Origin of the sequence: Sporofaciens musculi, assembly GCF_009830285.1 — a bacterium.
GTDB classification, from domain to species: Bacteria; Bacillota; Clostridia; order Lachnospirales; family Lachnospiraceae; genus Sporofaciens; species Sporofaciens musculi.
Genome location: NZ_WUQX01000001.1, coordinates 2600828 through 2613308, shown reverse-complemented (window position 1 = coordinate 2613308; position 12481 = coordinate 2600828). Strand labels below are relative to the sequence as shown.

14 protein-coding genes and 3 pseudogenes are annotated in these 12481 nt (G+C 35.2%); 14 read left to right on the top strand and 3 right to left on the bottom strand.

The features are described 5' to 3' along the window. Positions 1-139 precede the first annotated feature (139 nt). From GN277_RS13125 to GN277_RS13110, 4 genes are all read left to right on the top strand, one after another. Positions 140-412, top strand: a complete 273-nt coding sequence (locus GN277_RS13125; protein WP_244324704.1) for a DUF4160 domain-containing protein — start codon at positions 140-142, stop codon at positions 410-412. Positions 413-708: 296 nt separating this feature from the next. After that, positions 709-1656, top strand: coding sequence for a hypothetical protein (locus tag GN277_RS13120; protein ID WP_159751449.1), 948 nt, complete (start codon positions 709-711; stop codon positions 1654-1656). After that, positions 1643-2374, top strand: coding sequence for an NACHT domain-containing protein (locus tag GN277_RS13115; protein ID WP_159751448.1), 732 nt, complete (start codon positions 1643-1645; stop codon positions 2372-2374). Before GN277_RS13120 ends, GN277_RS13115 begins: the two co-directional genes overlap by 14 nt. A gap of 119 nt (positions 2375-2493) precedes the next feature. Beyond that, positions 2494-3186: a pentapeptide repeat-containing protein gene (locus GN277_RS13110; protein WP_244324703.1), complete on the top strand. Its 693-nt coding sequence runs from the start codon at positions 2494-2496 to the stop codon at positions 3184-3186. 158 nt (positions 3187-3344) lie between these two features. On the opposite strand, the gene GN277_RS30205 is transcribed toward GN277_RS13110, so the two are convergent. Both GN277_RS30205 and GN277_RS13100 read right to left on the bottom strand, forming a co-directional pair. Next, entirely contained in the window at positions 3345-3467 is a 123-nt protein-coding gene (locus GN277_RS30205; protein WP_244324702.1) for a helix-turn-helix domain-containing protein, read from the bottom strand. 348 nt (positions 3468-3815) lie between these two features. Next, positions 3816-4310 carry a recombinase family protein gene (locus tag GN277_RS13100; protein ID WP_280178606.1) on the bottom strand — a complete coding sequence of 165 codons (495 nt, stop codon included), beginning with the start codon at positions 4308-4310 and terminating at the stop codon, positions 3816-3818. Positions 4311-4338: 28 nt separating this feature from the next. On the opposite strand from GN277_RS13100, the pseudogene GN277_RS13095 reads away from it, so the two are divergent. From GN277_RS13095 to GN277_RS13080, 4 genes and pseudogenes are all read left to right on the top strand, one after another. Beyond that, a pseudogene (locus tag GN277_RS13095) lies at positions 4339-4713 on the top strand (TnpV protein). Between the two features lie 139 nt (positions 4714-4852). Further along, the gene (locus tag GN277_RS13090; RefSeq protein WP_159751446.1) at positions 4853-5050 is read left to right on the top strand and encodes a helix-turn-helix domain-containing protein; all 198 of its coding nucleotides are present in this window, start codon (positions 4853-4855) and stop codon (positions 5048-5050) included. Then, positions 5034-5162: pseudogene (locus tag GN277_RS13085) on the top strand (DUF2992 family protein); the annotation flags it as partial. The gene GN277_RS13090 and the pseudogene GN277_RS13085, both read left to right, overlap by 17 nt. A 5-nt stretch (positions 5163-5167) precedes the next feature. Continuing rightward, positions 5168-5929, top strand: a complete 762-nt coding sequence (locus GN277_RS13080; RefSeq protein ID WP_159751445.1) for a helix-turn-helix transcriptional regulator — start codon at positions 5168-5170, stop codon at positions 5927-5929. Positions 5930-6076: 147 nt separating this feature from the next. On the opposite strand, the gene GN277_RS13075 is transcribed toward GN277_RS13080, so the two are convergent. Further along, on the bottom strand, positions 6077-7390 hold the full coding sequence (locus GN277_RS13075) for an IS110 family RNA-guided transposase (protein ID WP_159750368.1): 1314 nt from the start codon (positions 7388-7390) through the stop codon (positions 6077-6079). 408 nt (positions 7391-7798) lie between these two features. Here GN277_RS13075 and GN277_RS13070 point away from each other — a divergent pair, with 408 nt between their 5' ends. The 6 genes and pseudogenes from GN277_RS13070 to GN277_RS13045 form a co-directional block, all read left to right on the top strand. Beyond that, positions 7799-8113: a transglutaminase-like domain-containing protein gene (locus GN277_RS13070; RefSeq protein WP_159751444.1), complete on the top strand. Its 315-nt coding sequence runs from the start codon at positions 7799-7801 to the stop codon at positions 8111-8113. Beyond that, positions 8113-8784 carry a hypothetical protein gene (locus GN277_RS13065; RefSeq protein WP_159751443.1) on the top strand — a complete coding sequence of 224 codons (672 nt, stop codon included), beginning with the start codon at positions 8113-8115 and terminating at the stop codon, positions 8782-8784. The genes GN277_RS13070 and GN277_RS13065 overlap by 1 nt, the downstream gene beginning before the upstream one ends. Positions 8785-8822: 38 nt before the next feature. Next, on the top strand, positions 8823-10307 hold the full coding sequence (locus tag GN277_RS13060) for a nitrilase-related carbon-nitrogen hydrolase (RefSeq protein ID WP_159751442.1): 1485 nt from the start codon (positions 8823-8825) through the stop codon (positions 10305-10307). Positions 10308-10508: 201 nt separating this feature from the next. Then, positions 10509-10949, top strand: a complete 441-nt coding sequence (locus GN277_RS13055) for a helix-turn-helix domain-containing protein (RefSeq protein WP_159751441.1) — start codon at positions 10509-10511, stop codon at positions 10947-10949. A 466-nt stretch (positions 10950-11415) separates the two neighbouring features. Further along, positions 11416-11580: a helix-turn-helix domain-containing protein gene (locus GN277_RS13050; RefSeq protein WP_330587252.1), complete on the top strand. Its 165-nt coding sequence runs from the start codon at positions 11416-11418 to the stop codon at positions 11578-11580. A 136-nt stretch (positions 11581-11716) separates the two neighbouring features. Further along, positions 11717-12340 (top strand): annotated as a pseudogene (locus GN277_RS13045) (transposase); the annotation flags it as partial. Positions 12341-12481: the final 141 nt, after the last annotated feature.

The following is a 12481-nucleotide window of genomic DNA, read 5'->3' as shown; positions in this document are numbered from 1 at the left end:
AAAAGGTGCGACAAAATGCATTAACAGATCAGATAGACAATAGGGAAGTTATTATTATGAGGGATATAATACCATTAAGGCAGAAGAATTGATGGATGAAATCTAAGTTTCATAAAAGAAATATGAAGGAAGAAGCGATATGGAATTAAATAAAGTGTTAAACACACTTGAAGTTAAAGATATTAAGGAGGATTTGCAAATGCCTCAAATTTTTAAGTTCGGTGGTTATATTATTTCCTTTTGGTCAAACGAGAATAAACCAACAGAGTCGGTTCATGTTCATATTGCGAAACATAATCCAAGAGCAAATTCAACGAAAATATGGATAACGAAAAGAGGAAAAGCATTTAGTTTGAAACAACAATTCATAAATATCTGCCAAAGATTTAAGAAAGCTGTTAGCATTTATTGAAGCAAACAGTAATGAGATCATGCAAAAGTGGTATGAATATTTTGGGGAAATTAGTTATTATTGCTGATTTATTATAGGGCATATTGGATGTGAAAGTTTGGTATGCCTTATTTTTTTGCGATTTTTGGAGAGTATAAGGTATATTGTAGGTACTTAATTATTTTTGGATGGAAACATATCCCCCTGTGGACTTTTGTACATTTAGTGTTGATACTTGAGACGAATCATATAATTGCTTGATGTATGAAGTTATTGATACTATAATTATAGTATATTTTGTACGAGGGGGATAACATATGAGTATTGCAGTTAGTATCATATCAGCAATAATTAAGTCAGTAGTCAAATGTAAGGTGGAAAATGAGTTATCCAATAAATTGATTGGAATTGCTGTAGATAGTGTTTCAGAAAAAGGTATTAGAAAGATTAATGATTTTATTAACAATGGGAAGTCTAAAATTGAAAATATTCTCTCAGAAGAAAAAATGAGGTCTATGGATATTCAAAAAGATAATATTGCTTATATAGTTGCTGAAATAAAAGAATTGCTTTCATATATTGAAATTACGGATGAAACATTTAGACAATGTAAATATGACAGTTTGAATTTGTGTAGTGTTTTGTGGAATGAATATAATAAAAATAAAACATATATAGAGTGTGAAAGTGATATTAAAAAGTCTTTGCTTTCTGTTTCAGAAATATTAATTGAATTATTACGTGAAAGCGAAGGGTTTGTAGAAGAAATATCGATACAGATAAGTAATACTGTTGATGATACTAGGGAAGAAATGAGAAAGGAGTTTAATATATTAAAAGAGAATTTTAATAAGTTAGATTCTTATAGTCAGATGATTTTAGATATATTATTAAAGATATTAGTGCAAAATCAGATAAGCAATATACAAAAGGAAAACAGAACACAAGAATATGTAGATAAGTGGAATGCGAATATGTTTCTTAATGATTTTGATGAATGGGATGAAAATGATGGTGTAAATGTCAAATTAAGTGACGTGTATCTGGATACTCATTTACCACATTTTATTTATGGGAATAATAAAAAAAAATCTACAGATTTAAAGAAATTTTTGGCAAGGTATATAGAAACGAGAAGCCAAAATGAAATGCTTCTTATTCTGGGGCAACCTGGAATTGGGAAAAGTACACTGATTACGTGGATAACTGCACATTTTATTGAAAAAGTGGATGATATTTTAGTGTATCGTTTTGCTTCTGATTAAAAAAGTAGAATGGAAAAGTGAAAATATAACTGAAAAAATATTAAAGGAATTGGGATTATCAAATGAGGAATTAAATAAGAAAATATTAATTCTTGATGGTTATGATGAAATTAGTGTAAAAGATGATAGGAAAGAAATATTAGATCAACTGTATTGGGAGTTAGTGAAGAATAATACTATTAAATGTTTCTCGTTAATTGTTACTTGTAGAGTAAATTATATTAAGGATATAGAAAGTATTCAATGTAAATATATTACTTTGCAATCATGGAATAAGTATCAGATAAAGAGCTTTTTTACGATTTTTAAAGAAAAAACAGGGAGCAATATAGCTCAATATACTTTAAAAAATATTTATGAGAATCAAGAAGTGCTAGGAATTCCACTCATTTTATATATTGTATTGGCTTTAAATATTTCTATTGAAGATAATTATTCTATTGTAGATGTGTATGACCAGGTTTTTTCGTTAGAAGGGGGAATTTATGGGAGATGTTTTCAAAGAAGACAATATGAAAGTCCACATAGAATAAATGTAATTAAAAAACAAATACATCAACTGTCAAGAAATATTGCATTATGGATGTTTGAAAATAACTCTGATGAAGCATGTATCCCCCAAAAAGAGTACCTTAATCAATGTAAAACTATTCAAAAAAGTATGAATGATAATGAAGATATAGAAAGCGACTTTTTAATTGGGATTTTTTTAATCTAAAACATTGTGAAGGAAAAGAAGGAGAGCAATTATATTTTGTACATCGGTCTATTTATGAATATTTTGTTGCAGAATATATTTTTAGTTTAATATATGAGGCGATAGATTCACAAGAAGATTTGCTACGTGTTTGTGGGAAATTTTTAAAAGGTTATATTTTATCTCCAAATATGTTGGAGTATCTCAAAATCAAAATTTCAAAAAGCAAGCTACGAGATAATTTTGATAAAGTAAAAGAATCATTTCAAATTATGCTACAAGATGGAATGACCTATCATGCAAGTAAATATTTTAAAGAACCTTATAAAAATGTTATGGATTGCGAAATGAATGTTTTTAGAAATATGCTTGAATTTATACATTTGTGGAATAATAATATAGGATTTCACAGTTATATTGAAAAGTATTTAAAATATAATTATCAACTTGTGCTGAATTTAAAAGGAGCAGATTTAAGAGGAACAAATTTAAAAGGAGCAAAGTTAAGGGGAGCAGATTTAAGAGGAGCAAAGTTAATAGGATCAGATATAAGCAAAGCAGATTTAAGCAAAGCAGATTTAAGAAGAGCAGATTTAAGAGAAGCAGATTTAAGAGAAACAGATTTAAGAGGAGCGAAGTTAATGTTTGCAAAATTTGATGAGGAACAAGTTACATATTTAACAAATTGTAATTTATTAAAATCCCTCGTATATGTTGAAGAATGTGATAGACTTATAGATTATTTAGAGTATCAAAATATGAAGGAGGCTTATATCACAACACCCGATCCCCATCATTCACAACATACTGACAAATATCCCATCTATAAATAATTTAAAAATTTGGAGTAAATATTTATGAACAAAAAGGAGAATCATCAATCATAATTTTATTCCATGGGGAATTTATTTCGTTTATTGCTTACACCAGAAATATAATTCATATCCACATTATAGAATTTGGCCAGCTTGATTAAAGCGTCAACGGGAATTCAGGTTTTACCGTATTCATAGTCTGCATAGGTACGTTGACCGATATTTAAGATATTTGCTATTTTTGTTTGAGTATAGTCATTATTTTCACGTAAAGCATGGATACGGTCTTTGTAGTTCATAGTCTCACCTCTGAATTATTGTATCTTAGAGTAATAAACTCTAAAATATTAGAAACGGAGAATGATTCAATGTGGGGTGAGGATAGCGATATTGAGATCTGGTATGCCAAAACCAAGTGAAATATACATGTCAGAAGAACCTTTGCAGAGATTCTTTGACTTTATCATGGGTGACGATTTGGATTTCTATGAGGAATATACAGTAAATCTTACTGAGGAAGAGCAGGAGAGCTTCTTTCGGGATAATCCAGATTTTATGATGGAGGATGGGAGAGAGTACGGGGTGGAGCAAGTCTTTGTATTGTTTCCTGAGTTCGTACAAAGTCTGTACATTCTTAGAATAGGTATTCATGGGTTAAACCAGATAGGGATAAAAATAGATATGTATCGGCAGGAGCATAGATTTTCTCCTGCCACGCCTGTATTTAGGCGGTTTGACGTTTGGTACGCTGCATATATTCCTGTTCCATTTCCCGCATTTCCTGGTCCGTGGGGATGTCCACAATCCCGATATAGGAATAGTAGATGTCGATTTGCTGTGTTCGTTTCCCGTCCTTTTCTCATGCCGGAGTAAGAGCCGACTTCAATATAATTCCTGCCGAAGAGCGATAAGTCTTTGACGATGACCGTTTTTACAAGCCCTTTTTCAATGTCTGCCGACATTTCCTTAAAACTTGGGCGGTCAAAATTCGTACCCGTATAGCCGTCGTCCACGTAGAATTTCGGGTTAGGGAAACCGTGTTCTTTGGCGTATTTCATCAGATATTCTTTCTGGTTTATAATGCTGTTGCTCTCACCTTCCCGCCCATCGTCTTGTGTAAGACGGATTTTGCGGACATTCAAAATAAAAAGAATGTGGAGGTAACAGACAATGGTAAAGACGATTTTTGAGGAACTGGGCGGCAAATACGAACGGCAAGGAGAGTATTAATACCGTGTATAGCTTTACCCGCCGAAGAAGAACAGCCGATAGGCACATAGGGACAGCGGCACTTGGACTATCTGAAACTATACCGTAAGGTTACATACACTAATCTTCTCACAAGCGGCAGGCTGAATACATACCTTGCCGATATCGACAAACAGGCACAGGAACACTTTGAAAGGCTCATGGAGGGCATGAAACAAGCACAGGGTATATAACGAACAGCTAAAGGCAGAAAACACCTTAGAATGGACAGGGAGAATGAATAACATAAGGGCGTGTGCAAGGGAGATTGTGAATGAAGAAATTATATACGCATAGGCAAGGCAACATGGCGGCAGAGGGTAAAAGCTCTGTCGTTTTTCTTTTCGGATAGTTATAATGAATGTTCATATTTATCTACTTGATACAGTTCGTTCAAGTGGCTATACTATATACAGTACGCAATAGGAGGTTAAAAATGTTTGAATATATGACAACACAGGAAGCCGCAGAAAAATGGAACGTATCGCTTAGGTGGGTGCAGCGGTTATGCAAAGAAAATCGTATTGAGGGAGCAATGAACATCAACCGTGTTTGGCTTATACCGATAACTGCCGAGAAGCCTATTGATAGAAGAAAGAAGAAATCCTTAGTGAGTATTAAAGTTTCAGCATGAACAAGGCAAAATAGAAAGGAAAGTTCAAAGCAGAGAGCAAAAAGAAGCTGAAAAAGAGCGACAATACGCTATACGACAAGAAAAGAAAAAAGCCAAGCATAGAGGGAGGTAACATCTATGAATAAAATATATTGGGACAGAGATAAAATCTCAATCATAACAGACCAAATTGAATCTGTCCCACATAAGCATTGGGCAATGCAGTTATTTTTAAGCATAGAAAAAAATTTGAAGATTGGTGTAGAAGATAATAAAATTTCATGTAGATGTATTGTTATAAACCGCGACATATTACATAGTTTTTCAACAGGCAACAAAATGTATTTTACTATGATAATTGAACCGGCTTCAAGTTTAGCCATTCAATTGGAGGAACGAATGGGAGGAATGAAGTATTATATTTTTAATAATCAAGATATTGAATACATCCAAAATTTATTATTTTGCCTTATTGATAGCGATGGAGTGAGAGAATATAGAGAGTTTATGATACAACTATATAAGTTCTTAGGGGTAAAGGAGCAATCTAAAATATATGATGATAGGGTTAAGGATTTATTATACGAAATAGAACGGTGCAATTGCGATATACATTCAATTGCTTCTTTTGCTGATAAAGTGGCATTGTCACCAAGCCGACTGTCGCACTTATTTAAGGAGCAGATGGGGATGCCCTTAAAAAGCTATATTCAGTTTCATCAAATGCAAACAGCCTTTTTAGCATTATTGAATGGTAAAAATATTACGGAAGCGGCAATGCTGTCTGGTTTTGATTCACCATCACATTTTGCAACGGTTACAAAAAAGATGATGGGAATGCCTGCGAGTATTTCTGTGAAGAATAGCGTTTTTTTGAAAGTTACAGAAGAAGTAAACTGATATAATTAAACCAAACAAATAGTCCAGCTAAGAAATGTCAATAGCTAAAATGAAAAATGTTAAAAAGTTTTTCAGAAGCATTTGATGTAAAAAGGGTAACTTTAATAAGCCCACCCATGTGGAACTATTTAAAATTCATAAGACCTGTTAGGCTGCGTTCCGTACCTTGTCAGGCTGCGCTGCCAGATACCGCTCACAGTGTTCCTGAGGAGTGATGATCTCAAATGGTTTATTATCCCGGAGCATGGCAAAAATGATATTGCAGATTTTATGCATGACAGCCCCGACAGCCACGTTTTTCTTCTTGCTTTTGCATTTGTCGGTATAATAGCCGTGGATAACTGGATTTACTGGTGTTTTTGTCCCTTTATCCACCTTAAGATTATTGATAGCCACCATATGCAGGATACGCCTGGCAAGGCTAGAACCCCTCTTGGACATGTGGACTTTATCCCCATTGAACTTGCCGGATTGCTTCACGGCAGGATCCAAGCCGAAGTAAGCATAAAGCTTCTTTGGGGAAGAAAACAGGTCAAAGGAGCCCATTTCAGCGATCAGGACGGCTGCACTGAGAAAACCGACACCACGCAGGGACTGGAGAAGGAAGATACGGTCATAAACCGGCGTCCCTTCCAGCTTATCAACAGCCTTATGCAGGTCCTCAAGTATATTGTCCAGATGCTCCTGGTATTCCCGGTAGGTTTTGATATACAGCCGGATCCGGAGTGCACTGCTTTGAAGCGCACGTCCGAAAACAGCGGCGTCCTTTGCGGCAGCACGTATGGCATCATATTTGGAAACGGCATATTTTTCACCGAAACGTGCGGTTTTGCGTATGGTTTCCACAAGTATGTCTTTTGGGGCGGCAAGCATGTCTGCGGCAAGGGGGTAAGCTTCCAGGAGCTTTAAGGAAGTTTGGGTAGTGACCTTGCTAAACACTTTCCGGTATGCGGGAAAGGACACTTTCAGTTCCGCCGTGAGCTTCAGTACGACAGCGGACTGCAGGTCCTTGAAGTAATAGTAGTCCCGTACCAGGTTGCGCAGGTCAATGACCTCATCATCTGGTATGATGGAAGTCTTCAGGGAAGCATCCAGGCCGACTTTGGCAGCTTTTTTTGAATCAAATTTATCATTATGCAGTTTCCTAACGTTCATATTTGTGCTATTCTTAGTGATGATAGGATTAATGACTGAGCAGTCAAACCCCTTATCACGAAGGAAGTACAGGAGCGGGATGTGGTAGATCCCGGTGGACTCAAGGAAGCAGCGGCTTTCGAGGGAATACATCTCTTGTGCTTCCTTTATTTTTGCGACAGCTTGCTCACGGGACTGCGGATCAGAATGAATGATCTTAAAAGGTTTTCCAGAGAGAATGCCATTGGGCAGCATGATGGACATCCAGGTGAAGTCTGCGCCGACATCAAGCCCGACTGAGAGATAAGGGATGCTTTCAAGCATCATAAGTACTTTTGGTATTTCATGGTTTTATCCTTTCAGGCAGGTATCCATTTCCAGAGGGCGGATACACAACCTAGCGGTTTATACAGGTATAGCCTGGGGCTTCCCAACCAGCCAAAACATAAATCACCACCGAATGGACTGACAGACTTTCTAAGAGGTTTCACCAGCCGGAAGGCCAGTTCCCAAGGAGGCGTCGTCAATGATCCTGCCTCCAGTGATTATACCTCTATGTTTTGTCTGGTGCATTAAGGAAACCTCAGACAGGGTAAATAATGTTGCCTTATAACTTCTGATGGAGGGGGAACTCCTCCTTCTGTTATATCTATATAGATTTATTAGATTGGACTTTGTAACTATTAACCAGTGGTCATTCTTGACTACACCATTATTATACTAGGAGGTTTAATTATGGATATGCAATTTCTTGAAGAAACTAAAATGCTGAATTATCAGTCTGTTGACATACAGAAACTCATCAACGAAAAGCGATGGGGCGAGTTGAGTGAATTTGATAAAATAAAAGCTATTTATGGATTTGTGCAAAATGAAATACATTTGGGTTACAACCGTAATGATACATTAACTGCCGAACAGGTATTAATGGACGGATACGGACAGTGCAATACAAAAGCAACGCTTTTAATGGCATTGTTAAGAGGTGTAAATATTCCGTGCCGTATTCATGGATTTGAAGTATTGACAATATCAGGAGAGAATAAATAATGGTTAAAGAAGTAAAATGGACAAAATATTTATGGCTGAGCTTGCTCTCATTTGGAGCATTTATGCTTGAACTGCTGTCAATATTTGCAATTGAAGTTATATTTCTGCATGTAGATATACAGAATTATACAATGCAGCAAAGAAGTATTCATTGTATCATAATGGTTTTTATGTGGGCGTTTTTCATTGGTGTTCTCCTGCCTTTTTCAAGGAAGCATTATCATTTTCCAGTATGGGGAAGCAAAAGGGGTAAGATTTCCTCGAAAAGTTGGATTGTAACGCTTGCTTGTTTCATTGGCTGCAAAATTATGACTTTCATTGATTGGCATACATTAAAGATTGTCGGCGAAGCACAGGGTAAAACCGTATTCCAATTTTGTGCGCAGTATTTATACTATATATTTGAGGTAATGCTTGTTATTCTAATCATAATATATGGGCAAAAAGCGATTGAAACTCTGTTGAAAAAAGAAAGTCCAATTCCTTTTGGAGGTATTATATTGGCTATGACATGGGGAGCAATGCATTTCGTATCAAGAGGAGTAGGACTTGAAATATGGAACGGAATTTCTACTATGATATTTTCTGTTCTTAGCGGTGTAATGTATTTAAGATTAAACAGGAAATGCTTGTATAGCTATCTTTTTATTGCTATAGGTTATTTACTATAACTTCCTGTTTATAGAGAATGTAAGCAAGGAGTCTGGCAATGAAAAATCTTTTGAAAAGTAACCGATTTGCAGTTTTCATAATCTTAACTTTTTTAATTTATGTAATGTCCAATGGAGAATGGTGTATCCCGATTTTTGCATGGATTTATCCAATTTTGTTTTTACATATGCTTTCTCTCAATCATACCCGAAAAGTATATCTTATAATTGGCTCAATATATGCCATCGGGTTTGTTTTCCAGTTTGAAAAAGTCATCGGAATGGATATAAAAATATGTATAGTGGTAGCTTTTTGGGTAGCTTTTCTGAAAATTTTACCATATATCTATTGGTCTAAATCAAAAATGAGATTTCAGGATACTGCTATTTTTGCAAGTATAATGGTATCAATAGAAAATATCATCTATTTGGTATATCCTATTTTGGGCGGGTTGTCTGACGCTTATACACAATACCAAAATCAATATCTGCTACAAATAGTAACGGTAACAGGGATTTACGGAATCACCTTTTTAATGTATTGGACGGCGGCAATGGTTATATGGATTTTAAACAATAAAAGCAAAAAGGAATACATCAGAAAATACATAATCGTATATGGTTCTGTAATTGGTTTGGTATTTGTCTATGGAGTTGTTATGTTTCATTTTGTAGGAAATTCAGATAAAAGTGTTAGGATCGCTGGAGTAACCGTTCCGATTTCAGAGCTGTTAAATAATGATAAAGATGTATATTCTACATTTTATACCAACACATTTACTGATGAAAACATTACCAATACAAGGAATAAACTATCATCAGTAGCTGATGAACTTTTCCTAAAAACAGAGTTGGAAGCACAAGCAGGTGCAAAGATTGTTTTTTGGTCTGAACTGAATGGAGCGGTTTTAAAACAAGATGAAGATATGCTTTTGCAACGAGCGTCGGATATGGCAAAACAGGAAGAAATTTATTTGATTGTTTCATTACTGGTGAAAACCCCTTACGAGGACTTAAAGGAAAATAAAACGGTAGTATTTAATCCACAAGGAGAACTAATATCAGAATATTTTAAGCATGGACGTTCAATCGGAGAACTGTGCCAAAAAGGAGATGGAATGCTAAAAAGTTTCGATACAGAATATGGTAGAATTGCGCCGTTTATATGTTCTGATATGGCATTTTTGTCTAAAATACAGCAGGCAGGTAGAAATAATGTAGATATACTAATTGTTCCAGCTTCGGATTGGAAAGAAATGACATTATTAGCTGCAAAGACAGCGATTGTGCGTGGGGTTGAAAATGGAAGTAATATAATCAGACATACAAATAACGGAATGTCGATTGTTTCAAATGTTAAGGGCTGTGTGTTGGCACAGACCGATTACTTTCAGTCTGATACAAAGACATTATCAGAACAGGTTGCTATGAAAGGACGCTTTACTCTTTATTCATATATTGGAAATCTATTTGTATATCTGTGTAATTTATATTTGTTAGGGAGTTTCATACTTCCCAAAATTAAACAATTAATTAAGAGGTAGTTAAATTCCAGTTTGTAGGGGAAAACAAATAAACTATCAAAGAGCCAGACGTATAAGACACAGAGCCAATGAACAAGTGAGAAACCACACATTATCGGTTTTTTATCAGAAATTCAATGTAGCGTTTACCATTTCAACGGAACGTTTGTTGAATATAGTATTTCTTGTGGTAATATAAGAGGTAGAAAGAGGGTGTAAAAATTGAATGCTCAAAAAACAGGCAGCTTGATTGCTGCTATCAGAAAAGAACAAAATCATACTCAGCAGGATTTAGCTAACGAATTAGGAGTATCAAGTGCAGCTATTTCAAAATGGGAACGAGGGATTGGATTTCCAGATGTATCTCTTATTGAGCCATTAGCTACATCTTTGGGGATTACCATAGCGGAATTATTAAAGGGCGAAAGGATAGAAAACGGCGATGCTAACGAGTATGAGAACTTGTTATCAGATGTTGTGAAAGTATCAAAGAATGAAATAAGCAAGAAGAAAAAAATATCGAATTGGATTATCGCTATTACTGTCGCTGTCCTTTATTTATTGATTAGTATAATAACACAAAAGTGGGAAATAACTTGGGTGGTCTGGATTGTTTATTGCTTTTATCGGATTTTCACCGAATACATCTATAAGAAATATTAGAAATCGTTGAGCTTACTATATTCATGCGAATTATCATCAAAGAGCCAGACGCATAAGACGCAGAGCCGATGAATTATGAACTTATAATGAAGTCAAAATCAAGTAAAAACAGTAATTTAGGAGTGTGATGAAAATGTTTAATTTAAAGAAAACAAGAATGAAGAAAAATTTATTTTTGCTCTATCCATTATATCAGCGTTTATATTTATAGCAGGTGTAATGTGTACTATAATGGGTGACGATAGCCCAGTTAAGTTTATAGTTAATGAAAGCCCAGTAAAATTAATCGTTCCACCATCATTAGTATTTTTTATAACATTCTCTTTATATAAAAATAGTAAAAAAGTTATAAAAGAAAATACAAAATAATTACCTAATCAACTGATGGTTGAATTGGGTGCAATCAACTGTTAGTTCGTTTCACAATTTGTTTTTAGCTTGTAAAATAACTGCCAGGAGGTGGAACATGGAACAAGCAATGATAGGAAAATTTATATCAGCCTGTCGAAAAGAAAAAGGGCTTACGCAAATGCAGTTGGCTGAAAAATTAAATATTATCAATAGAGCAGTCTCAAAATGGGAAACAGGAAAAAGTATGCCAGATGTTTCGCTAATGCTTGGCTTGAAATAAAGGGCACTGAAAAAGTCTGGTTCTAAAAAAGAATTGGGCTTTTTTAGTATTAGTATTATAATAGAAGTATGGGGAAGGAGGATTCCGAAATGCTGAAAGATCATTCACAGTTGAAACTATCACTATCGCCTTATCAGGGTCGGATGGTCAGGAATTACCGAAATTAATAGAAAAAGCGCAGAAAAATAGAATAAAAGTAACAGAAGTGATAGGCGATATGGCATATGTCAGTGATGATAATCTGGAGGTTTGAGGGAAAGAGATTTCACTGATTGCCCGAACCAATACGGCGGTAGCTGCGGCAGCAAATGGAAATCTTGAGGAAGGGTTCTGTTTCAATAAAGATGCTGGGATGCTGCAGTGTTCCGCCGGAGAGCTTTCCACACGTGTGGAAAGGAGATCGGCAAAAAACGGAAACACCTATTTAAGGTATATATTTAGCAAAGTTAAGTGCCGGAAATGTCCGCAAAGAGAAAACTGCTATGTAGGAAAATCAAACGCAAAAGTGCGAAGTTACAGCATGACGCAAGTAAGTGAGAAGAATCTGGAAAGGCTTAAATTTGAAGAAAGCGATTATTTTCAGGAGCGGATAAAGATCCGGCATAGGATTGAAGAAAAGAATGGGGAATTAAAAGAAGCCCACGGTTTGCGTAAAGCAGATTCAAGAGGGTTATTTGCCATGCACCTGCAAATGTATTTTACCGCATTTACAGCAAATATAAAACGAATCGTAAGATTAAAGGAATTGGCTATGGCGTAAATCATAGCTTATTTCTGTAATCTTCTTAAAAAAGAGTTGAAAATCACATGAAAACGGCATAAAAGAAAAACTTCCACTAAAAAATGGGAGTTTTTCAGTATCCTTAAAAATCAACAAAAACAGGCATAAATTTACACAACA